Source organism: Enterobacter sp. R4-368, assembly GCF_000410515.1.
Taxonomy (GTDB): Bacteria; Pseudomonadota; Gammaproteobacteria; order Enterobacterales; family Enterobacteriaceae; genus Kosakonia.
Window position 1 is genome coordinate 2,588,863 of sequence record NC_021500.1, and the last position, 21,426, is coordinate 2,610,288.

Below are 21,426 nucleotides of genomic sequence, written 5' to 3' on the forward strand. Positions count from 1 at the left end.
AAAAAGGAGCGAGTAAGCGATGATCAGTGAAGCAGAGTATCTGAAAACGTATGATGCCAGCCGTTTCCCCTCACCGCTGGTGACGGTGGATAGCGTGCTGTTTACGCTGCATCAGCAGGTGCTTTGCGTGTTATTGGTTCAGCGAGCCAGCCAGCCGCAGCAAGGACGCTGGGGATTGCCCGGTGGGTTTATCGATATGGCGCAGGATGATTCCACGCGCGCCACGGCGCTGCGCAAACTGACGGAAAAAACCGGCGTTTCCCCATCGTGGCTGGAACAGTTGGATACCTTTTCCGGGCCGCAGCGCGATCCGCGCGGCTGGAGCCTGACCATCGCCTGGTTTGCGCTGATTTCGTGGGTCTCCTGCGCGCCGCATATCGCAAGCGTTAGCGATGCGAAATGGGTGCCAGTGAGTGAGCTGGATACCATTGAGCTGGCTTTTGATCATCGGGCAATTATTCAGGCGGCGCTGCACCGGCTACGGCAGAAAACCATGTATTCGTTACTGCCGGTTTACTGTTTGCCAGAGAGCTTTACCCAGGCGCAATTGCAGGAAGCGACGGAGATAATCCTTGGTCAGCCGATTCAGCGTAAAAGTTTGATTCGCCGCTTTGAAGCCTCCGGCATGTTTGAAGAGACCGGCGAAAGCGTGGCGACCGGCGCGCGTAAAGCGCGTTTATGGCGGCGCAAACCAGGCGTCGACATACATCTGTTTTCGCGGAATTTATTGGCGGATGGGTAACGCGATCGGCACCCGCAAAAGTGCGGGCGCCACACGAGGGTCACTTGCGGTAACCGTCGGTTTTTAGCATTTTATCCAGTGTGGAGAGTTCTGTTTTTAAATCAGTTTGATCGTTTATTAACAGCTCCTGGTGCTTCTCCTGAAAGGCAAGACCTAACGTTCTTAACGCCTCCAGTTGCTCGTTAAGCGACTGTTGCTGCTGATCTTCTTTCAATTGGTTGGAGAGTGAGAGTCCTTTAGTAACAATCGTTTCGACCATCGGTAAATAACGCTCAAGAAATAACCGTCCTGGCTGTTCATCCCGTTCATCTCTCTGCATACAAAGTTCAATTAACCGCGCGGTGTTAGTAATGACGTTCAGCTCTTTTTTTAATGCGACAGGTAGATGACCGATGCCTTCCAGACGAGAAATCTGCCTACTCAACGCACTTTTTACTTCCTGCTCGCGCTGTTCTTCAAACTTAACCTGGGCTTGTTTGATTTTGAGCCGCTGCTGGTTACGCACTTCAATGTACTGCGCATATTTTTTTATTAAAAAGAGGGAAACGAACATCAGGCCATACAGGATCAGGAAAAGGGGAGGTACGTTGAAAACAAAAAGTTTTTGGTAGGCCATAAACATAAGTACGCCGACGAAAAGATACCACCCATGAACATTCATGAGACTGTGTCGGCTTCGGCAAAAATGAAAAACCAGCGTTGTTATTGCCGCCCAGAAAGGCATGGCTGCCGCATCACCAAAAAATAACCATATTGTTCCAGCGATGATGCCCATAACCAGTGAGGAGCGATCGTAAATAAGCCCCCTGCATAAGATGATGAACGCAAACCAGTACAGCGTACTTAATGCACCTTTCCACTGTGCGTTCTCCAGCAACGTGGGCTGGACGTCTGTAGGTATGGCACTAAAGAAGGAGGGAAACATCATTGCCAGAATGAAAATGAACAAATGGAAAAAAACGCGCATCCATCGGCTGTCACGTATGTGATCAAAGGGGAGGAGTAATTTCTGTAACATAACTTATTCCGTTTCTCTTACGGCTGTGCAGCCTTGCTGCTGGCAATGTCAGCCAGGCGAGTGCGCATTTCGTTTTCCATCGTAACCAGCTCTTTTTCTACTTCTGCACGACGTTGGCGCGCATCAGAGGCAATTTTCACTGACTCTTCAAGGGTGTTCAGCAGGCGTGACTGTACGTCGCGCAAAGTCTCGATATCGACAATAGAGCGTTCAACTTCTCGCGCCGTTTCCAGGGTGCCGGTTTGCAACATTTCCGCATTACGACGAAGCAGGTCATTGGTGGTATCAGCAACGTCTTTTTGCAGTTTCGCTGCCTGACGCTGAGTCTGTAGCGACATCGACAGCGCTATTTGGCTCTTCCAGACAGGAATGGTGGAGAGGATGCTGCTCTGGATCTTTTCCGCCAGCGATTGGCTGTTACTTTGCATCAGACGAATTTGCGGGGCGCTCTGCATAGCAATGGTGCGCGACAGCATTAAGTCATGCAGACGACGTTCAAAACGCTGGATACCCTCCATCAGGTCGCGCAAACGCTGTGCGTTCATTGGATCAGACGCCTGAGCTTGTAATGCGGGCACTTCATTCCGCTTTATCTCCTCAAGCTTTTGCTTACCGGCAATGATATGCAGCGTGATTTGTTGGAAAACATCGCGGTTACGTTCAAAGAGGATCTCCAGTACAGAGATATTTCGCAGCAGATCCACCATTGCCTGATTGAGTTTTTCGGTGATGGTATCGACTTGCTTCGCCAGCGTCTGATACTCCAGCATGGTGCGCTCAATACGATTAAACAGCGAACCCAGCAGCGGAAGCGAGGCAAGAAAGCCCGGTTTCTGCTCAAAGTGACTGATATCTACCTGTTTGATTTTCATCAGTAAGTCAGTCAGTTGCGCACCGATAACACCCGCGTCTTTTGCGCGAACTTCTTGCATCAGCGAATCAGAGAATTGCGAAATGCTATTCATAGTTTTCGCGCCAAAAGAGAGCGAAAACACCGGGTCGTTAATATTAATCTCGTCGACAATATTTTGGATTTGCGTCTGCTCGGCTGGCGTTAAATCTTTACTACCGGGTAAGTCGTTGATGGTTTGGCCCAAGAACGGTGACGCTGCAAGGTCACGCGAGGTATTGTCTGTCATCTAATACATCCTCAATGATTTAAAAGCAGACGGCAGTAATCCAATGAAAGTAATAGATTTCTTAGAAAGTTATCGGGCCGACTGCAAAGGCATATACGGTACAACAGCAGCAAAGTATTAAACAGCCCATTTATTAACAAGTATAATAATCGTCTATTTACTTACGTTTATTGACAAGATGGCAGATATTACACCTGCAAATTTCCTTGAAAATCAGGGAGACTCGCTTAACTTTCATCCAATGCCAGGTGCGCGTAATCCGCATCTACAAACGATGCTGCCACGCATTTTACGTCGACGCCTCCAGTTTGAACCCTGGTGGCAGCGCCTTGAGCTGCCGGATGGCGACTTTGTAGATTTGGCCTGGAGCGAAGAGCCGAATCAGGCGAAACATAAACCGCGACTGGTGGTTTTCCATGGACTGGAGGGCAGCCTGCACAGCCCATATGCGCATGGACTGGTGCATGCGGCGAAACAGCGCGGCTGGCTTGGCGTGGTAATGCATTTTCGCGGCTGTAGCGGCATCCCGAATCGTCTGAACCGGATTTATCACTCGGGCGAAACCGAAGATGGCACCTGGTTCTTGCACTGGTTACATCAGGAATTCGGACCCGCGCCAACCGCAGCGGTGGGTTATTCGCTCGGCGGGAACATGCTCGGTTGTTTGCTGGCAAAAGCCGATGACGACTTGCCCGTCGATGCAGCGGTAATTGTCTCTGCTCCGTTGGTGCTGGAAGCCTGCAGTTATCATATGGATAAGGGATTTTCCCGTGTTTATCAGCGCTATTTGTTGAATTTGCTGAAAGCGAACGCCGCGCGCAAATTACGCGCTTATCCTGGTTCGCTGCCAACCACCTTGCCGGCGCTGCGTAAGCTGCGCCGTATTCGCGAGTTCGACGATCTGATCACCGCGAAAATCCACGGTTTTGCCGACGCGCTGGATTATTATCGCCGCTGTAGCGCGATGCCGGTTTTGCCGGATATTCGTAAACCGACGCTGATTATCCACGCGAAAGATGACCCGTTTATGGATCACAATGTGATCCCGGATGCCGGACATTTGCCGGCGAATATTGAATACCAACTGACGGAACACGGCGGCCATGTCGGGTTTGTTGGCGGAACCTTGCGCCACCCGGAAATGTGGCTGGAAAAGCGTATTCCGGATTGGTTATCCGCTTACCTGGAAAGACGATGATTATTCCCTGGCAAGAGATTGATGCGCAGACGCTGGACAATCTGATTGAGAGCTTTGTCTTGCGCGAAGGCACTGATTATGGTGAACATGAGCGTTCACTTGAGCAAAAGGTCGCCGACGTTAAACGGCAGCTGCAACGCGGCGAAGCCGTACTGGTGTGGTCGGAACTGCACGAGACGGTCAATATCATGCCGCGCGGGCAGTTCCACGACTGAACAGGTACATGGCGGCTGGCTATACTGAAATAATCGTTTATTCAGGGAGTTGCTATGTCCGCCAAACATCCGGTTATCGCCGTTACAGGCTCCAGCGGCGCGGGAACCACCACCACCAGCCTCGCCTTTCGTAAGATCTTCGCCCAGCTCAATATGCACGCGGCAGAAGTGGAAGGGGACAGCTTCCATCGCTATACCCGCCCGGAAATGGATATGGCTATCCGTAAGGCCCGCGATCTTGGGCGGCATATCAGCTATTTTGGCCCGGAAGCCAATGATTTTGGCCTGCTGGAACAGACGTTTATCGAATATGGCCAAACCGGCAAAGGCCAGGCGCGCAAATACCTGCATACCTACGATGAAGCCGTTCCCTGGAACCAGGTACCGGGCACGTTTACGCCGTGGCAACCGCTGCCGGAACCGACCGATGTGCTGTTTTATGAAGGTCTGCACGGCGGCGTGGTGACGCCGCAAAACGATGTCGCGCGTCATGTGGATTTGCTGGTGGGCGTGGTGCCGATCGTCAACCTAGAATGGATTCAAAAACTTGTCCGCGATACCAGCGAGCGCGGGCATTCGCGGGAAGCGGTAATGGATTCTGTCGTGCGTTCGATGGAAGATTACATCAATTTTATTACGCCGCAGTTTTCCCGTACGCACATTAACTTCCAGCGCGTGCCAACGGTGGATACGTCCAATCCGTTTGCCGCGAAAGGCATTCCCTCACTGGACGAGAGTTTTGTGGTGATCCATTTCCGCAATCTGGAAGGGATTGATTACCCGTGGTTGCTGGCAATGCTGCAAGGCTCGTTTATCTCGCATATGGATACGCTGGTGGTGCCTGGCGGAAAAATGGGGCTGGCGATGGAGTTGATTATGACGCCGCTGGTACAACGGCTGATGGAAGGTAAAAAGATCAAATAATGCAGAAAGCCCGGTGATGTGCTGCTTACCGGGCTTTTCGCATCAGGCTTCGATAACTTCGTAAGAGTGGGTGATGTTCACCGCTTTTTCGAGCATCAAGGCCACGGAGCAATACTTCTCCGCGGATAAATCCACCGCGCGGGAAACCGCAGCATCCTTCAGATCTTTACCGGTGACGATAAAGTGCAAATTGATGTGGGTAAACAGGCGCGGCGCTTCTTCACGGCGCTCTGAGGTCAGCTTCACTTCGCAGTCAGTCACGTCATGACGCCCTTTTTGTAAAATAGAAACCACATCAATGGCGCTGCATCCGCCCGCCGCCATCAGCACCATTTCCATCGGGCTTGGCGCTTTGTCGCCGGAGTTGCCGTCCATCAGGATTTGGTGGCCCGATGCGGACTCACCGATGAACGTTAACCCTTCAACCCATTTCACACGTGCCTGCATTTTCTTCACTCCGGAGTGGCAATTTTCTTTACAGATTACGCGTACATAACAAAACTCGCAACGGAAGGCGACCTGCGTCATGCTGAAGCGAGACACCAGGAGACAGGCGGTAAAAGCTATGCTAAAACACTCTGGATGCTACAGAGATAAATGGATGTTACGCATGTATGCATGACATCATACTTTAGAGACCGCAGATGACGCTGACGGTCCACTTCCCTGGATGCGGGAAGCTTAGATTGCAACCCCAGACGTAGGGGCTCATCCTGTGTCTGAGACAGCTTATAACAGAGGATAATCGCGCATGGTGCTTGGCAAACCACAAACAGACCCGACGCTTGAATGGTTCTTGTCTCATTGCCACATTCATAAGTACCCGTCGAAGAGCACGCTGATTCACCAGGGTGAAAAAGCGGAAACGCTGTACTACATCGTTAAAGGCTCAGTGGCAGTGCTGATCAAGGACGAAGAGGGTAAAGAGATGATCCTCTCCTACCTGAACCAGGGAGATTTTATCGGTGAACTGGGCCTGTTCGAAGAGGGTCAGGAGCGCAGTGCATGGGTACGCGCTAAAACTGCTTGTGAAGTGGCTGAAATCTCGTACAAAAAATTCCGTCAGTTAATCCAGGTTAACCCGGATATCCTGATGCGTCTTTCCTCGCAAATGGCGCGTCGCCTGCAGGTCACTTCAGAAAAAGTGGGTAACCTCGCCTTCCTGGATGTAACCGGCCGTATCGCGCAAACGCTGTTAAACCTGGCGAAACAGCCAGATGCAATGACCCATCCGGACGGCATGCAAATTAAAATTACTCGCCAGGAAATTGGTCAGATCGTCGGTTGCTCCCGTGAAACTGTGGGCCGCATTCTCAAAATGCTCGAAGATCAGAACCTGATCTCCGCCCACGGTAAAACCATCGTCGTATACGGAACGCGTTAATCTGTAAAACGGCGCAGCTTACGCGCTGCGTCGTTTTTCTTCCCTCATGTGGCGCAGGCTGATTTATCACCCCGAAATCAACTACGCACTGCGACAAACGCTGGTGTTATGTTTACCTGTGGCCATTGGTCTGGTTACTGGTCATCTGCAACAAGGTCTGCTGTTTTCCCTCGTTCCCGCCTGCTGCAACATTGCCGGGCTTGATACGCCACATAAACGTTTTTTCAAACGCCTGATCATTGGCGGAACGCTGTTTGCAGGCAGCAGCCTGGCGGTGCAGCTATTGCTGGCGAGAGATCTTCCATTGCCGCTGATCCTCACCGGGCTGACGCTGGTTTTAGGCGTAACCGCCGAAATCAGTGCACTGCACGGTCGCCTGCTCCCGGCTTCGCTCATTGCCGCCATCTTTACGCTCAGCCTCGCCGGTAACATGCCGGTATGGGAGCCGATACTTATCTATGCGCTGGGCACGCTGTGGTACGGATTGTTCAACTGGTTCTGGTTCTGGATGTGGCGCGAGCAACCGCTGCGCGAATCGCTCAGCCTGCTCTACCGGCAACTGGCAGACTACTGCGAGGCGAAATACAGCCTGCTGACGCAACACGCCGACCCAGAAAAAGCGCTGCCGCCGTTGCTCGCCCGCCAGCAAAAAGCGGTGGATATGATAAGCCAGTGCTATCAACAACTGCATATGCTGGCTGCCAATAAACACAACGATTACAAAAGGCTACTGCGGGTTTTCCAGGTAGGGATTGATTTGCAAGAGCACATTTCGGTGAGTTTGCACCAGCCGGAAGAAGTGCAAAAACTGGTGGAACAAACCCACGCCGAACAGGTGATCCGCTGGAACGCGCAAACCGTCGCCGCTCGCCTGCGCGTGCTGGCAGACGACATTCTCTATCACCGCTATCCCACGCGCTTCAACATGGATAAGCAGATTGGCGCGCTGGAAAAAATCGCCCGCCAGCACCCGGATAACCCGGTCGGGCAGTTCTGCGCCTGGCATTTTAGCCGTATCGCGCGCGTCTTGCGCACTCAGCGCCCTCTCTATGCCCGCGATCTGATGGCGGAAAAGCAGCGTCGCTTGCCCCTTTTCCCGGCGCTAAAAAGCTATTTATCACTGAAATCTGCGGCGCTGCGTAATGCCGCGCGAATCAGCGTCATGCTCAGTATCGCCAGCCTGATGGGCAGCGCCCTGCATTTACCAAAACCCTACTGGATCATGATGACGGTGATGTTTGTCACGCAAAACGGCTATGGCGCAACGCGCGTTCGCATTGTCCACCGGGCGGCGGGCACCATTGCGGGACTGGTGATTGCCGGGGCGACGCTGCACTTTCATGTTCCACTCGGTTTTACGCTGGCCGCGATGCTGATGATTACGCTGGTCAGTTATCTCATTATTCGGAAAAACTACGGCTGGGCGATGGTGGGTTTTACCATTACCGCCGTCTACACCTTGCAACTGCTGACGCTAAATGGTGAGGAGTTTATTGTCGCCCGCCTTATCGACACGTTGATTGGTTGCCTGATCGCTTTCGGCGGCATGGTCTGGCTGTGGCCGCAGTGGCAAAGTGGCTTGCTGCGCCAGAATGCGCACGATGCGCTGGAAACAGATCAGGAAGCGATTCGCCTGATCTTAAGCGATAACCCGCAGCCCACTCCGCTTGCCTGGCAGCGCATGCGCGTAAACCAGGCGCATAACGCTTTGTTTAACTCGCTAAACCAGGCGATGCAGGAACCGGGCTTCAATACGCGTTATCTGGAAGATATGAAACTGTGGGTAACGCACAGCCAGTTTATCGTTGAGCATATTAATGCAATGACGACGCTGGCACGTGAACATACGATGTTGACGCCGGAGCTGGCGCAACGTTATTTGCAATCCTGCGAAATTGCCCTGCAGCGCTGCCAGCAGCGGCTGGAGTATGACGGGCCGGGAGGATCCGGCGATGTGAATATTCTCGAAGCCCCGGAAGCATTAACGCACGGGCCAATGAGCACGCTGGAGCAGCATTTACAGCGGATTATCGGGCATCTGAACACCATGCACACCATTTCGTCGGTAGCATGGCGTCAGCGCCCGCATCATGGCATTTGGTTAAACCGCCGCCTTAACCGTTGACCACTTTCGCCACCGCATTCGCGAAGCGCTTCATCCCTTCTTCGATATCCTGCGCATCAATAATCAGCGAAGGCACAAAACGCATGACGTCCGGACCGGCGTTCAGCACCATGACGCCCGCATCGGCAGCGGCGTAGAGAAAGTCGCGCGCACGGCCTTTATATTGCGGATTCAGCTCAGCACCAATCAGCAGCCCCATGCCACGAATATCGCTAAACAGGTCAAATTTCTCGCCAATTTGCTGCAGATGTTTAACGAACAACTGACGTTTTTCATTCACGCCGCTGAGCACTTCCGCCGTATTGATAATGTCGAATGCGGTTCCGGCGACAGCGCAGGCCAGCGGGTTGCCACCGTAAGTAGAGCCGTGTGAACCGGCGTGGAAGACACTGGCAATTTCATGTGTAGTCAGCATCGCGCTGATAGGGAAACCGCCGCCGAGCGCTTTGGCGCTGGTCAGAATATCCGGCGTCACACCGTAGTGCATATAAGCAAACAACTCTCCGCTGCGGCCCATGCCGCACTGCACTTCGTCGAACACCAGCAGAGCATTGTGTTGATCGCACAGCTCGCGCAAACCTTTCAGGAAATCCGGTGTGGCGGCAGTAACGCCGCCCTCGCCCTGAATAGGCTCTACCACTACCGCGCAGGTGTGATCGTCCATCACCGCTTTCACCGCGTGCAGATCGTTAAACGGCACATGGATAATGTCCGCCGGTTTCGGGCCAAAACCATCGGAATACTTCGGCTGGCCGCCCACGCTTACGGTAAACAGCGAACGGCCGTGGAAGGCATTATGAAACGCGATGATTTTTGTTTTGTATGGACTGTGACGCGTAGATGCATAAAAACGCGCCAGCTTGAATGCTGTTTCGTTAGCTTCAGTGCCGGAGTTCATAAACACCACACGCTCGGCAAACGTGGCGTCAATGAGTTTACGCGCCAGGCGCAGAGCAGGCTCGTTGGTAAAAACATTGCTGGTGTGCCACAGCGTTTCGCCCTGCGTTTTCAGCGTCTCCACCAGCGCCGGATGGCAGTGCCCTAACGCAGTAACCGCAATTCCACCTGCAAAATCAACGTACTCTTTACCCTGCTGATCCCACACCCTGCTGCCTTTACCCTTTACCGGGATAAACTCGGCCGGTGCGTAAATTGGCAGAATAACGTCATCGAAGTTTGCACGCGTTACCGCGTCTTGCTGAGTTGCCATGGCTTGCCCATCCAGTTTTACGTTGCATTGATTATGAAAATATAATCACGAAATATGCATAAAAAATCAGTTAATGGCAACCACAAATCAGCGTTCGAGGAAGTTTTTCAATAACTGATGTCCCTGCTCGCTCAGGATACTTTCCGGGTGAAATTGCACCCCTTCCAGATCCCACTCCAGGTGGCGAATGCCCATGATCTCGCCGCTATCGCTCCAGGCGGTAATCTCAAAGCATGCCGGTAACGTAGGCGGATCGATAACCAGGGAATGGTAACGGGTGACGGTTAACGGATTATTAAGCCCGCTAAATACGCCAGTGCCGTTATGGGTGACAGGCGATGTCTTACCGTGCATCACTTTTGCCGCACGAACGATAGTCGCGCCAAAGACCTGCGCAATCGCCTGATGACCAAGACAAACGCCAAGAATCGGCAATTTCCCCGCGTAATGGCGGATAACCGCCAGCGAAACGCCGGACTCATCCGGCGTACAGGGACCGGGCGAAATCACGATCTTTTCCGGTGCCAGCGCAGCAATATCGGCAAGCGCGATCTCATCGTTACGCCGCACCTCTACGCTTGCCCCCAGTTCACAAAAATATTGATACAGGTTCCAGGTAAAGGAGTCGTAATTGTCGATAAGCAGGATCATAGCGGCCTCTGGTGTCGGAAACCGCGCTAGTTTACTCGCTTTCGACCGCTTCGCTCACCACTTTGCTGAAGATGGTGCAAAGCGGCGCTAAGTCGCCCATTGCACCTGCCTGGTTTGCCTCGCGCCACTCATCAGGATCGATGCCACGCCAGTCGAGCGAAAAACCCGCGTGCAGCGCCAGTTGTTCAAAGAAGATGCGCTGAGCGATGCCGTTGCCAAGGCGAAACGGGTGCAGTACGTTGATTTCACAGTAGTAGTGCGCCAGCCGCTCAATAAACGCTGCTTTTTCCAGCCCGCACAGCCACTCTTCATCTTCCAGTTGCTGCATCAATGCATTGCCCTCTTTCTCGATATACTCGAAGTGGCAAAACCGGGTATCGCCTTCGTAAATATCCACTTCACGGATCTGCCCGGCCCAGTCGAACACATCCTGATAAAGATGGTGGTGAATGGCGCATAAATGAGGAAGACCGCGTACCATCGGGCCAAGATCCAGTGTGGCGGCGCGTAAGGCGGTGAACTGATAAGCCGCCTGCTCCAGTTTCTGCGCCTGGCGAAGCCCCAGCTCATTGCGCATCACATTCAGGCCAGGATAGAGGTACGGATCGCGCCCGTCGCCGAATTTATCGCTCATAGTGCCTCCGCAGTTCTTCAAGGCGCTCATCGGCTTCCGCGCTACTTAGCGTCACCAGTTCGCTGTCGACATTTTCCAGCCGCCGGCTGGCCTGAAAATTGGCATTGCGCTGCTGTTCCCAGAGACGGGATTTTTGCCGGTCGGTGAGTTTTTTGGCCATAGCGCCTCCCTGTTTCACATGTCGGTGCCCAAATTATAAGCAGAAATGACAGGTTACGCAGGGAAGCTCAGGAAGCACGGGGTGAATACCCCGTGCGGGGGAAACTTACGGCAGCACTTTCGCGGAGAGAATAACGACCGGTTTTGACGGAACATTCTGGTAAGGCCCGACATCGTGCGTCGGTACCTGGGAAATTTTGTCGGCGACATCCATGCCCTTCACCACTTTACCAAACACCGCATAACCAAAGTCGCGCTGGCCATGATCGAGGAAAGCGTTGTCAGCCACGTTGATAAAGAACTGGCTGGTTGCGCTGTCTTTATCGGCAGTGCGCGCCATCGAAATGGTGCCACGCGTGTTACGCAAGCCATTGTCAGCCTCGTTTTTAATAGGCGGGTTAGGCTGCTTTTGCTGCATCTGTTCGTTGAAGCCACCGCCCTGCACCATAAATCCCGGGATCACACGATGAAACGTGGTGTTGTTATAGAAACCGTTATTTACGTAATCAAGGAAGTTTTTCACCGACACAGGGGCTTTCTGGTTGTTCAGCTCCAGTTCAATGTTACCGGCGGAAGTGGTGAGCAGAACATGAGGATCGCCTTTTGCCGCCAGCGCAGCAGAAGAGAAAGCAGAAAGGGCAAACACAGCCGCAACAGCCGCCAGAGTCGATTTAACCATAAGGTTTCCTTAACGAAGAGCAGTAAAGAAAGCGAGTGGCTTGATTCTAAAGAGCAGTCAGCCAGCAGGCCAGCCTTTTACTTAATTTTACGTATTTAGTAACAGATGTAACGCCAGACCGCTCACAACCCGCTTCACGAAGGCTACATACCTGAACGATAACGGCTAAAAAGCACCGCTTCACCACCGTTATCCATCTGAATCCAGCTTTGCGCAGGTTGCGTGCTGGCAATGATCCGCCCTTGTCGAATCGACCAGCGTACCGGCGACTGGCAGCGCACCGCATCAAAACCGCTTTCAACGGGCAAAATGACCATGTTCGCCGGGTAACCCGTTTCAATCCCGTATTGCGTTAAACCAAACGTTCTGGCGCTGTTATGCGTGATAAGACGCAACCCATCATTAATTTGCTGGTAGCCCATCAACTGACAAACGTGCAGCCCCATATGCAGCACCTGCAACATATTGCCGGTGCCAAGCGGATACCAGGGATCAAACACATCGTCATGGCCAAAGCAGACATTTATTCCCGCTGCCAGGAGTTCTTTCACCCGCGTAATTCCCCGGCGCTTTGGATAATCGTCAAAGCGCCCCTGCAAGTGAATGTTTACCAGCGGGTTAGCGACAAAGTTAATGCCGGAAAGCTTTAACAGACGGAACAGCCGCGAGGTGTATGCGCCATTGTAAGAGTGCATCGCCGTGGTATGGCTGGCGGTGACGCGCGGGCCAATGCCCATCTTCAGCGCCAGCGCGGCAACGGTTTCGACAAAGCGCGACTGCTCGTCGTCAATTTCATCACAGTGAATATCCAACGGGCGGTCATATTTTTGCGCCAGTGCGAACGCAATGTGCAGCGATTCAACGCCATATTCGCGCGTAAATTCAAAGTGCGGGATAGCGCCAACCACATCCGCGCCAAGCTGGAGCGCCTCTTCCAGCAATGCAGCGCCGTTGGGATAGGAGAGAATTCCTTCCTGCGGGAAAGCGACGATTTGCAAATCAATCCACGGCGCGACCTCGACTTTTACTTCCAGCATGGCTTTCAGCGCTGTCAGGCTGGGATCGGAAACATCAACATGGGTCCGCACATGCTGCACGCCGTTGGCCATTTGCCACTTCAATGTTTGCCAGGCGCGCGCTTTGACATCCTGGTGGCTCAGCAGCGCTTTGCGTTCCGCCCAGCGCTCAATGCCTTCAAACAGCGTGCCGGATTGATTCCAGTTCGGCTCTCCGGCAGTTTGCGTGGTATCCAGGTGAATATGCGGTTCGACAAACGGCGGTAGCGCCAGCCCACCGTGCGCATTCAGCACTTCCAGGCTATCGCTGTGTGTTTCATTCATCGGAGTGATTTCACCGAAGCGACCATTCTCAATCGCGATTTGCCATAACCCTTCGCGATCGGGTAAATGCACATTCTGAACTAACCAAATCGGTGCTGCCGACATAGTGTGACTCCCTCTGTTTCCCTCCGATAATTTGTATCAGACGTGCGTGCAAAAACCCTCTTTTTTTGTACACAAATTCCGCAAACCATAAAAACCAGTGATATCCGCGACTTATAAAAACCAATAAAAATCAAATATCTACCCATTAAGTGGTATGCGAAGGTGTATTTGATGTACATCAATAAGCCGGGTAGCTGAATCGTTAAGGTAGGTGGTAGTAGAAAAGAAATCGAGGCAAAAATGAGCAAAGTCAAACTCGCTATTATCGGTAACGGCATGGTCGGTCACCGTTTTATTGAGGATCTCCTCGATAAAGCCGACGCCAGCCAGTTCGATATTACCGTCTTCTGTGAGGAGCCGCGTAAAGCCTACGACCGCGTCCACCTCTCTTCCTATTTTTCCCACCATACGGCTGAAGAGCTGTCGCTGGTTCGCGAAGGCTTTTACGAGAAACACGGCGTAAAAGTGCTGGTCGGCGAGCGCGCTATCACTATCAACCGTCAGGAAAAAGTGATCCATTCCAGCGCCGGACGCACGGTTTATTACGACAAATTGATCATGGCTACCGGTTCCTATCCGTGGATCCCGCCGATCAAAGGTTCCGAAACACAAGACTGCTTCGTTTATCGCACCATTGAAGATTTGAACGCCATTGAATCCTGCGCCCGTCGCAGCCGCCGCGGCGCGGTCGTCGGGGGCGGTTTGCTCGGTCTGGAAGCGGCCGGAGCGCTGAAAAACTTAGGCGTGGAAACCCACGTCATTGAATTTGCGCCAATGCTGATGGCAGAACAGCTCGACCAGATGGGCGGCGAGCAACTGAAGCGCAAAATTGAAAGCATGGGCGTGCGCGTGCACACCAGCAAAAATACCAAAGAGATTGTGCAGGAAGGCACCGAAGCGCGTAAAACCATGCATTTTGCTGATGGTAGCGCACTGGAAGTCGACTTTATCGTCTTCTCCACCGGTATTCGCCCGCGCGACAAACTGGCGACCCAGTGCGGCCTGGAAGTGGCGCAGCGCGGCGGTATCGTGATCAACGATAGCTGCCAGACCTCGGATCCGAATATCTATGCCATCGGCGAGTGCGCCAGCTGGAACAACCGCGTATACGGTCTGGTCGCGCCAGGTTACAAAATGGCGCAGGTGGCAGTGGATCATATCCTCGGCACCGCCAACGCCTTTGAAGGTGCAGACCTCAGCGCCAAACTGAAACTGCTCGGCGTCGATGTTGGTGGTATCGGCGACGCCCATGGTCGTACGCCAGGCGCACGCAGCTATGTCTATCTCGACGAAAGCAAAGAAGTTTACAAACGCCTGATTGTCAGCCCGGATAACAAAACCCTGCTCGGCGCGGTACTGGTGGGTGACACCAGTGATTTCGGCAACCTGCTGCAACTGGTGCTGAACGCTATTGAACTGCCGGAAAACCCGGATGCGCTGATCCTGCCGGCCCATGCGGCAGGCGGTAAACCCTCTATCGGCGTGGATAAGCTGCCGGACAGCGCGCAGATCTGCTCCTGCTTCGACGTCACCAAAGGCGACCTGATTGCCGCGATTAACAAAGGCTGTCACACCGTTGCCGCACTGAAAGCAGAAACCAAAGCCGGTACGGGCTGCGGCGGTTGTATCCCACTGGTAACCCAGGTGCTGAACGCCGAACTGGCGAAACAGGGTATCGAAGTAACCAATAATCTGTGTGAGCACTTTGCTTACTCACGCCAGGAGCTGTACCACCTGATCCGTGTGGAAGGCATCAAATCCTTCGACGAACTGCTGGCAAAATATGGCAAAGGTTATGGTTGCGAAGTGTGTAAACCGACCATCGGTTCACTGCTGGCTTCCTGCTGGAATGAGTACATCCTGAAACCGCAGCACACACCGTTGCAGGATACCAACGACAACTTCCTCGCCAACATCCAGAAAGATGGCACCTATTCCGTGATCCCGCGCTCCGCAGGCGGCGAAATCACCCCGGAAGGGCTGATGGAAGTGGGCCGTATTGCCCGTGAATTCAATCTCTACACCAAAATCACCGGTTCTCAGCGTATTGGCCTGTTTGGCGCGCAAAAAGACGACCTGCCGGAAATCTGGCGTCAGTTGATTAACGCGGGCTTTGAAACCGGGCACGCCTACGCCAAAGCATTACGTATGGCGAAAACCTGTGTCGGTTCGACCTGGTGCCGTTACGGTGTGGGTGACAGTGTGGGCTTCGGCGTTGAGCTGGAAAACCGCTACAAAGGGATTCGTACCCCGCACAAAATGAAGTTCGGCGTCTCTGGCTGTACCCGTGAATGTGCCGAAGCACAGGGTAAAGACGTGGGGATCATCGCCACGGAAAAAGGCTGGAACCTGTATGTGTGCGGTAACGGCGGCATGAAACCGCGCCACGCGGATCTGCTAGCGGCGGATCTCGATCGCGAAACCCTGCTGCACTATCTTGACCGCTTTATGATGTTCTACATCCGTACCGCCGACAAACTGACGCGTACCGCCTCCTGGCTCGACAGCATGGAAGGCGGCATCGAATATCTGAAGAGCGTGATTATCGATGACAAACTGGGCTTTGACGCACAGCTTGAAGAAGAGATGACCCGCCTGCGTGAAGCGGTAGTCTGCGAGTGGACTGAAACGGTGAACACGCCTTCTGCGCAGCTTCGCTTCAAACACTTTATCAACAGCGACCGCCGCGATCCGAACGTGCAGGTAGTGCCAGAGCGTCAGCAACATCGCCCGGCAACCCCGTATGAACGAATTCCGGTGGTGTTAGTGGAGGATAACGCATGAGCCAGTGGAACACCGTCTGCAAAATCGACGACATCATCCCGGCGACCGGTGTGTGTGCGTTGGTGAAAGGTCAGCAAGTCGCGATTTTCCGCCCGCGCCATGATGATCAAGTGTATGCCATCAGCAATATCGACCCGTTTTTTGAGTCCAGCGTGCTCTCTCGCGGCCTTATCGCTGAACATCAGGGCGAGTTATGGGTTGCCAGCCCGCTGAAAAAACAGCGCTTCCGCCTGCGCGACGGCGTATGCATGGAAGATGAAAGCCGCTCTGTCGCGCATTTCGATGCGCGCGTGAAAGACGGCGAAGTACAGATTAAAGCGTAATACCCCTGCGGGGGCGCAATGCTCCCGCTGTTTCACTTTTTCGTTTTCATTTTTTCCTTTTAAACATTTTCTTTTAACTTTGGATAATCAACATCATGTTTACCGACACTATTAATAAGTGCGCGGCTAACGCTGCGCGTATCGCTCGCCTCTCTTCACAAAATCCGCTGGGTTTCTGGATAAGCTCTGCCATGGCGGGCGCTTATGTTGGCCTCGGCATCATCCTGATTTTTACCCTTGGTAACCTGCTTGATCCAACATTGCGCCCGCTGGTGATGGGTGCGACGTTCGGTATCGCCTTAACGCTGGTGATTATCGCCGGTTCTGAGTTGTTTACCGGTCACACCATGTTTCTGACGCTGGGCGTCAAAGCGGGCACCATCAGCCACGGGCAAATGTGGGCTATTTTGCCGCAAACCTGGCTCGGTAATTTGCTCGGCTCAGTGTTCGTCGCGCTGCTGTACAGCTGGGGCGGTGGCAGTTTGTTACCGGTGGATACGAGTCTGGTGCATGCGGTAGCGCTGGCGAAAACCAGTGCGCCAGCAACGGTGCTGTTCTTTAAGGGCGCGCTGTGTAACTGGCTGGTGTGCCTGGCTATCTGGATGGCAATCCGTACCGAAGGCGCAGCAAAATTCCTCGCTATCTGGTGGTGTCTGCTGGCGTTTATCGCCTCGGGTTACGAACACTCCATCGCCAATATGACGCTCTTTGCCCTCTCCTGGTTTGGTCATCACAGCGAGGCGTATACCCTCTCCGGTATCGGTCATAACCTGCTGTGGGTAACGCTTGGCAATACTCTCTCTGGTGCGGTATTTATGGGGTTAGGTTACTGGTATGCTACGCCGAAATCTGAGCGTCCTTCTGCGGTCACCCGCGTGGCAAGCCAGGCTACAGCGAATAACTAAAATGTTGAGGTAATGTCGTGGACCATTTGCCAATTTTTTGCCAGCTACGCGATCGCCAGTGCCTGCTTGTCGGTGGAGGCGATGTCGCAGAACGTAAAGCCCGGCTGTTAATGGATGCGGGTGCACGGCTTACCGTTAACGCGCTCACGTTTGTTCCTCAGTTCACCGTCTGGGCCGAAGAAGGCATGTTGACGCTGGTTGAAGGCGAATTTAGCGAAACGCTGTTAGACGCGTGTTGGCTGGCGATTGCCGCAACGGATGACGAAGTGGTTAATCAGCGCGTCAGCGATGCCGCAGAGCAGCGCCGTATCTTCTGTAACGTTGTCGATGCGCCCAAACAGGCGAGCTTTATCATGCCGTCAATCATTGACCGCTCGCCGTTGATGGTGGCGGTCTCTTCCGGCGGCACATCGCCAGTGCTGGCGCGTCTGCTGCGTGAAAAACTCGAATCGCTGTTGCCGCAGCATCTGGGCCACGTCGCCCATTACGCAGGCAAACTACGCAGCCGGGTCAAGAAACAGTTCGCCAGCATGAGCGAGCGTCGCCGCTTCTGGGAAAAATTGTTTGTCAACGACCGACTGGCGCAATCCCTGGCGAACCAGGACACCAACGCCGTGGAAAAAATAACCGAACAACTGCTGGCCGAGCCGCTGGATAATCGTGGTGAAGTGGTACTGGTTGGCGCGGGGCCTGGCGACGCCGGGCTGCTGACCTTAAAAGGTTTGCAGCAGATCCAGCAAGCCGATGTGGTGGTGTATGACCGGCTGGTTTCCGATGAGATCATGAACCTGGTGCGCCGCGACGCTGACCGGGTGTTTGTTGGCAAACGCGCGGGCTATCACTGTGTACCGCAGGAGGAGATCAATCAGATCCTGCTGCGCGAAGCGCAAAGCGGTAAACGCGTTGTCCGGCTCAAAGGCGGCGACCCGTTTATTTTCGGTCGCGGCGGCGAAGAGCTGGAAACGCTCTGCCACGCGGGTATCCCTTTTTCGGTGGTGCCAGGCATTACGGCGGCATCCGGCTGTTCGGCCTACTCCGGCATTCCGTTAACCCACCGAGATTACGCACAAAGCGTGCGGCTGGTGACGGGGCACCTGAAAACCGGTGGTGAGCTGGACTGGGCCAATCTGGCTGCGGAAAAGCAAACGCTGGTGTTCTATATGGGGCTGAATCAGGCGGCGACGATTCAGGCGCAATTAATAGAGCATGGAATGCAGGCAGATATGCCGGTGGCGCTGGTGGAAAACGGCACCTCGGTACAACAGAAAGTCGTGAGTGGTGATTTGACGCAACTGGGCGAACTGGCACAGCAGGTGCAAAGCCCGGCGCTGATCATCGTTGGTCGCGTGGTGGGACTGCGCGATAAGCTTAAATGGTTTTAAAAACAGAAAAAGGGCAGGTAAACCAGCCCTTTTTAATGATGCCAACGATTACGGTTTAGCAACGAAACCAATCGCTTCGTAGACTTTCTTCAGGGTTTCCGATGCCCGCGCGCTGGCTTTTTCCGCGCCGTCTTTCATCACCTGTTGCAGGAAGGCTTCATCATTGCGATAGCGATGATAACGCTCTTGCAGCTCGGTCAACATTCCGGAAACGGCATCCGCCACTTCCCCTTTCAGATGACCATACATTTTGCCTTCAAAGTGCTGTTCCAGCTCGGCAATACTCTGGCCGGTTACGGCAGAGAGAATATCCAGCAGGTTGGAAACACCGGCTTTGTTGGCGATGTCGTAGCGAACCACCGGCGGCTCGTCGGAATCGGTCACCGCGCGTTTGATTTTTTTCACCACCGATTTCGGATCTTCCAGCAGGCCGATAACGTTGTTGCGGTTATCGTCCGACTTGGACATCTTCTTGGTCGGCTCCAGCAGCGACATCACGCGTGCGCCAGATTTTGGAATAAACGGCTCAGGCACTTTAAAGATATCGCCATAAATCGCGTTAAAACGCTGGGCGATATCGCGGCTCAGTTCCAGATGCTGTTTCTGGTCTTCACCCACCGGCACCTGGTTGGTTTGATACAGCAGAATGTCTGCCGCCATCAGCACCGGGTAATCAAACAGACCGGCGTTGATGTTTTCCGCATAGCGCGCAGATTTGTCTTTGAACTGGGTCATGCGGCTCAGTTCACCGAAATAGGTGTAGCAGTTCAGCGCCCAGCCGAGCTGTGCATGCTCCGGCACATGGGACTGAACGAAGATGGTGCTTTTTTGCGGATCGATGCCGCACGCCAGGTAAAGAGCCAGCGTGTCCAGCGTCGCCTTACGCAGCGCTAGCGGATCCTGGCGCACGGTAATCGCGTGCTGGTCAACGATGCAGTAGATACAGTGATAGTCGTCCTGCATGTTCACCCACTGACGCAGCGCACCCATATAGTTACCAATGGTTAATTCACCTGAGGGCTGTGCGCCACTAAAGACGATGGGCTTAGTCATTTTTCGTTTCCTGATTTTCACTGTGCGAAAGCCCGAGTGCGGGCAGTAAATCTTTGAAGTGATCGAACACGTAGTCCGGCTCACTGGCGGTAATCGCTTCGCCGTAGTTATAACCGTAAGTCATACCGACACAGACGCTTCCAGCCGCTTTTGCCGCCAGGATGTCATTGCGCGAATCACCGACGAAGAGCAATTCATAAGGTTGAATATTGAGCTTTTTGCACACCAGAAGCAACGGTTCCGGATGCGGCTTTTTGTTTACCACATCATCGCCGCCGACCACAAAGGTGAAATATTGCGCAATACCCAGCGCCTCCAGCAGCGGTGCCACGAACGGCGTCGGCTTATTGGTCACCAGCGCCAGTGGCAAGCCTTTAGCATGCAGAGCTGCCAGCGTTTGTGCCACGTCCGGGAAGAGAAAACTGCCCTCTTCCACCGTCTCTTCGTAATATCGGTTGAACAACTTACGCAGCATGCGTATCTGCTCTTCTTGTGGAATGTCGTGATCCACATCCGGCTTACCTTGCGCCGCGCGCTGGCTGGTGCGCTCCTGGCGAGCCCAGTTAAACGCCCGCTCCATCAACACATCCGCGCCGTTACCAATCCAGGTGACAACGCGCGCTTCGCCCGCCTGCGGTAACTCAAGCGCATACAGCGCGCTATCAACAGCAGCGGTCAGACCCGGCGCGCTATCCACCAGCGTACCGTCGAGATCAAAAGCAATACCCTGAATCGACTGCATTTTATTCATGACTTACCTTTGCCAGTTCACTACGCATTTCATCAATAACCTGTTTGTAATCCGGTTTATCGAAAATTGCCGAGCCTGCGACAAACATATCCGCGCCCGCTGCGGCAATTTCACCGATATTGCTCACCTTCACACCGCCGTCGACTTCGAGACGGATATCAAAGCCTGAGGCATCAATGCGACGACGCACTTCACGCAGCTTATCCAGCGTGTGTGGAATGAAAGACTGGCCGCCAAAGCCGGGGTTTACCGACATCAGCAGGATCACATCCAGTTTATCCATCACGTAGTCCAGGTAGCTGAGCGGTGTTGCCGGGTTAAGCACCAGTCCCGCTTTACAACCGTGTTCTTTGATGAGTTGCAGGGAGCGATCGACGTGTTCGGAGGCTTCGGGATGAAAGGTGATAATGCTTGCACCAGCGGCGGCGAAGTCCGGGATCAGCCGATCAACCGGTTTCACCATCAAGTGAACATCAATAGGCGCGGTGATGCCATAATTACGCAGCGCTTTGAGCACCATCGGGCCAATGGTCAAATTCGGCACGTAATGGTTATCCATCACGTCGAAATGCACCACATCACCACCTGCAGCCAGTACGGCGGCGGTATCTTCACCGAGGCGTGCAAAATCAGCCGACAGAATCGAAGGGGCAATCAAATACTGTTTCATCCGCATCTCCTTGAGAAAGTAGGGTTCGGCAGGCA

At 53.5% G+C, this 21,426-nt stretch carries 22 protein-coding genes; 10 read left to right on the forward strand and 12 right to left on the reverse strand.

Annotation, left to right across the window (positions count from 1 at the left end; all coding sequences use genetic code 11):
* Positions 1-19: 19 nt before the first annotated feature.
* Positions 20-742, forward strand: coding sequence for an NUDIX hydrolase (locus H650_RS12265; protein WP_020455517.1), 723 nt, complete (start codon positions 20-22; stop codon positions 740-742).
* A gap of 40 nt (positions 743-782) precedes the next feature.
* Here the strand turns inward: H650_RS12265 and H650_RS12270 are convergent, their stop codons facing one another.
* Complete coding sequence (locus tag H650_RS12270; protein WP_020455518.1) at positions 783-1,760, reverse strand: hypothetical protein; 978 nt, start codon at positions 1,758-1,760, stop codon at positions 783-785.
* A gap of 17 nt (positions 1,761-1,777) precedes the next feature.
* Positions 1,778-2,899 (reverse strand): toxic anion resistance protein, encoded by a 1,122-nt coding sequence (locus tag H650_RS12275; RefSeq protein ID WP_020455519.1) that lies wholly within the window; start codon positions 2,897-2,899, stop codon positions 1,778-1,780.
* Between the two features lie 178 nt (positions 2,900-3,077).
* Between H650_RS12275 and H650_RS12280 the strand changes: the two genes are divergently transcribed.
* The 3 genes from H650_RS12280 to H650_RS12290 are packed head-to-tail and all read left to right on the forward strand — an operon-like array spanning position 3,078 to position 5,236.
* Positions 3,078-4,097, forward strand: a complete 1,020-nt coding sequence (locus H650_RS12280; protein ID WP_044489509.1) for a hydrolase — start codon at positions 3,078-3,080, stop codon at positions 4,095-4,097.
* Positions 4,094-4,312, forward strand: coding sequence for a YheU family protein (locus tag H650_RS12285; protein WP_017459872.1), 219 nt, complete (start codon positions 4,094-4,096; stop codon positions 4,310-4,312). Before H650_RS12280 ends, H650_RS12285 begins: the two co-directional genes overlap by 4 nt.
* Positions 4,313-4,366: 54 nt before the next feature.
* On the forward strand, positions 4,367-5,236 hold the full coding sequence (locus H650_RS12290) for a phosphoribulokinase (protein ID WP_020455521.1): 870 nt from the start codon (positions 4,367-4,369) through the stop codon (positions 5,234-5,236).
* Between the two features lie 42 nt (positions 5,237-5,278).
* Here the strand turns inward: H650_RS12290 and H650_RS12295 are convergent, their stop codons facing one another.
* A complete protein-coding gene (locus tag H650_RS12295; RefSeq protein WP_020455522.1) occupies positions 5,279-5,683 on the reverse strand; it encodes an OsmC family protein in 405 nt (134 codons plus the stop codon).
* A 304-nt stretch (positions 5,684-5,987) separates the two neighbouring features.
* On the opposite strand from H650_RS12295, the gene crp reads away from it, so the two are divergent.
* Both crp and H650_RS12305 read left to right on the forward strand, forming a co-directional pair.
* Positions 5,988-6,620: a cAMP-activated global transcriptional regulator CRP gene (gene crp, locus H650_RS12300; RefSeq protein WP_000242758.1), complete on the forward strand. Its 633-nt coding sequence runs from the start codon at positions 5,988-5,990 to the stop codon at positions 6,618-6,620.
* A 46-nt stretch (positions 6,621-6,666) separates the two neighbouring features.
* Complete coding sequence (locus H650_RS12305; RefSeq protein ID WP_020455523.1) at positions 6,667-8,745, forward strand: YccS/YhfK family putative transporter; 2,079 nt, start codon at positions 6,667-6,669, stop codon at positions 8,743-8,745.
* On the opposite strand, the gene argD is transcribed toward H650_RS12305, so the two are convergent.
* The 6 genes from argD to H650_RS12330 form a co-directional block, all read right to left on the reverse strand.
* Complete coding sequence (gene argD, locus H650_RS12310; protein WP_020455524.1) at positions 8,735-9,955, reverse strand: bifunctional acetylornithine/succinyldiaminopimelate transaminase; 1,221 nt, start codon at positions 9,953-9,955, stop codon at positions 8,735-8,737. The two genes, H650_RS12305 and argD, sit on opposite strands and share 11 nt — an antisense overlap.
* An 87-nt stretch (positions 9,956-10,042) precedes the next feature.
* Positions 10,043-10,606: an aminodeoxychorismate synthase component 2 gene (pabA, locus tag H650_RS12315; RefSeq protein WP_020455525.1), complete on the reverse strand. Its 564-nt coding sequence runs from the start codon at positions 10,604-10,606 to the stop codon at positions 10,043-10,045.
* 31 nt (positions 10,607-10,637) lie between these two features.
* Complete coding sequence (locus H650_RS12320; protein WP_020455526.1) at positions 10,638-11,240, reverse strand: putative adenosine monophosphate-protein transferase Fic; 603 nt, start codon at positions 11,238-11,240, stop codon at positions 10,638-10,640.
* Positions 11,230-11,400, reverse strand: coding sequence for a FicA/YhfG family antitoxin (gene ficA, locus H650_RS24585; protein ID WP_020455527.1), 171 nt, complete (start codon positions 11,398-11,400; stop codon positions 11,230-11,232). Before ficA ends, H650_RS12320 begins: the two co-directional genes overlap by 11 nt.
* A gap of 105 nt (positions 11,401-11,505) precedes the next feature.
* Positions 11,506-12,078, reverse strand: a complete 573-nt coding sequence (ppiA, locus tag H650_RS12325; RefSeq protein ID WP_017459864.1) for a peptidylprolyl isomerase A — start codon at positions 12,076-12,078, stop codon at positions 11,506-11,508.
* Between the two features lie 143 nt (positions 12,079-12,221).
* On the reverse strand, positions 12,222-13,523 hold the full coding sequence (locus H650_RS12330) for a cytosine deaminase (protein WP_020455528.1): 1,302 nt from the start codon (positions 13,521-13,523) through the stop codon (positions 12,222-12,224).
* Between the two features lie 240 nt (positions 13,524-13,763).
* On the opposite strand from H650_RS12330, the gene nirB reads away from it, so the two are divergent.
* From nirB to cysG, 4 genes are all read left to right on the forward strand, one after another.
* Positions 13,764-16,307, forward strand: a complete 2,544-nt coding sequence (gene nirB, locus H650_RS12335) for a nitrite reductase large subunit NirB (protein ID WP_020455529.1) — start codon at positions 13,764-13,766, stop codon at positions 16,305-16,307.
* Positions 16,304-16,630 carry a nitrite reductase small subunit NirD gene (nirD, locus tag H650_RS12340; protein ID WP_020455530.1) on the forward strand — a complete coding sequence of 109 codons (327 nt, stop codon included), beginning with the start codon at positions 16,304-16,306 and terminating at the stop codon, positions 16,628-16,630. The genes nirB and nirD overlap by 4 nt, the downstream gene beginning before the upstream one ends.
* A 95-nt stretch (positions 16,631-16,725) precedes the next feature.
* Positions 16,726-17,535 (forward strand): nitrite transporter NirC, encoded by an 810-nt coding sequence (gene nirC, locus H650_RS12345; RefSeq protein ID WP_044489510.1) that lies wholly within the window; start codon positions 16,726-16,728, stop codon positions 17,533-17,535.
* 17 nt (positions 17,536-17,552) lie between these two features.
* Entirely contained in the window at positions 17,553-18,917 is a 1,365-nt protein-coding gene (gene cysG, locus H650_RS12350; protein WP_020455533.1) for a siroheme synthase CysG, read from the forward strand.
* Between the two features lie 48 nt (positions 18,918-18,965).
* Here the strand turns inward: cysG and trpS are convergent, their stop codons facing one another.
* From trpS to rpe, 3 genes are read right to left on the reverse strand one after another with little or no spacing between them, the layout of a single operon-like run.
* Positions 18,966-19,970, reverse strand: coding sequence for a tryptophan--tRNA ligase (gene trpS / locus H650_RS12355; protein WP_020455534.1), 1,005 nt, complete (start codon positions 19,968-19,970; stop codon positions 18,966-18,968).
* Positions 19,963-20,721 carry a phosphoglycolate phosphatase gene (gene gph / locus H650_RS12360; RefSeq protein ID WP_020455535.1) on the reverse strand — a complete coding sequence of 253 codons (759 nt, stop codon included), beginning with the start codon at positions 20,719-20,721 and terminating at the stop codon, positions 19,963-19,965. The genes trpS and gph overlap by 8 nt, the downstream gene beginning before the upstream one ends.
* On the reverse strand, positions 20,714-21,391 hold the full coding sequence (gene rpe / locus H650_RS12365) for a ribulose-phosphate 3-epimerase (RefSeq protein WP_020455536.1): 678 nt from the start codon (positions 21,389-21,391) through the stop codon (positions 20,714-20,716). The genes gph and rpe overlap by 8 nt, the downstream gene beginning before the upstream one ends.
* Positions 21,392-21,426 lie beyond the last annotated feature (35 nt).

Excerpts from the sequence above, each read along its gene's own strand:
- gph (WP_020455535.1), bottom strand. The coding sequence starts at position 20,721 with ATGAATAAAATGCAGTCGATTCAGGGTATTGCTTTTGATCTCGACGGT.
- H650_RS12280 (WP_044489509.1), top strand. The coding sequence starts at position 3,078 with ATGGCAGATATTACACCTGCAAATTTCCTTGAAAATCAGGGAGACTCG.
- trpS (WP_020455534.1), bottom strand. The coding sequence starts at position 19,970 with ATGACTAAGCCCATCGTCTTTAGTGGCGCACAGCCCTCAGGTGAATTA.
- nirD (WP_020455530.1), top strand. The coding sequence starts at position 16,304 with ATGAGCCAGTGGAACACCGTCTGCAAAATCGACGACATCATCCCGGCG.
- nirC (WP_044489510.1), top strand. The coding sequence starts at position 16,726 with ATGTTTACCGACACTATTAATAAGTGCGCGGCTAACGCTGCGCGTATC.
- H650_RS12270 (WP_020455518.1), bottom strand. The coding sequence starts at position 1,760 with ATGTTACAGAAATTACTCCTCCCCTTTGATCACATACGTGACAGCCGA.
- ficA (WP_020455527.1), bottom strand. The coding sequence starts at position 11,400 with ATGGCCAAAAAACTCACCGACCGGCAAAAATCCCGTCTCTGGGAACAG.
- H650_RS12330 (WP_020455528.1), bottom strand. The coding sequence starts at position 13,523 with ATGTCGGCAGCACCGATTTGGTTAGTTCAGAATGTGCATTTACCCGAT.
- H650_RS12290 (WP_020455521.1), top strand. The coding sequence starts at position 4,367 with ATGTCCGCCAAACATCCGGTTATCGCCGTTACAGGCTCCAGCGGCGCG.
- H650_RS12265 (WP_020455517.1), top strand. The coding sequence starts at position 20 with ATGATCAGTGAAGCAGAGTATCTGAAAACGTATGATGCCAGCCGTTTC.
- crp (WP_000242758.1), top strand. The coding sequence starts at position 5,988 with ATGGTGCTTGGCAAACCACAAACAGACCCGACGCTTGAATGGTTCTTG.
- nirB (WP_020455529.1), top strand. The coding sequence starts at position 13,764 with ATGAGCAAAGTCAAACTCGCTATTATCGGTAACGGCATGGTCGGTCAC.
- H650_RS12275 (WP_020455519.1), bottom strand. The coding sequence starts at position 2,899 with ATGACAGACAATACCTCGCGTGACCTTGCAGCGTCACCGTTCTTGGGC.
- H650_RS12320 (WP_020455526.1), bottom strand. The coding sequence starts at position 11,240 with ATGAGCGATAAATTCGGCGACGGGCGCGATCCGTACCTCTATCCTGGC.
- ppiA (WP_017459864.1), bottom strand. The coding sequence starts at position 12,078 with ATGGTTAAATCGACTCTGGCGGCTGTTGCGGCTGTGTTTGCCCTTTCT.
- H650_RS12295 (WP_020455522.1), bottom strand. The coding sequence starts at position 5,683 with ATGCAGGCACGTGTGAAATGGGTTGAAGGGTTAACGTTCATCGGTGAG.
- H650_RS12285 (WP_017459872.1), top strand. The coding sequence starts at position 4,094 with ATGATTATTCCCTGGCAAGAGATTGATGCGCAGACGCTGGACAATCTG.
- pabA (WP_020455525.1), bottom strand. The coding sequence starts at position 10,606 with ATGATCCTGCTTATCGACAATTACGACTCCTTTACCTGGAACCTGTAT.
- argD (WP_020455524.1), bottom strand. The coding sequence starts at position 9,955 with ATGGCAACTCAGCAAGACGCGGTAACGCGTGCAAACTTCGATGACGTT.
- rpe (WP_020455536.1), bottom strand. The coding sequence starts at position 21,391 with ATGAAACAGTATTTGATTGCCCCTTCGATTCTGTCGGCTGATTTTGCA.
- H650_RS12305 (WP_020455523.1), top strand. The coding sequence starts at position 6,667 with ATGTGGCGCAGGCTGATTTATCACCCCGAAATCAACTACGCACTGCGA.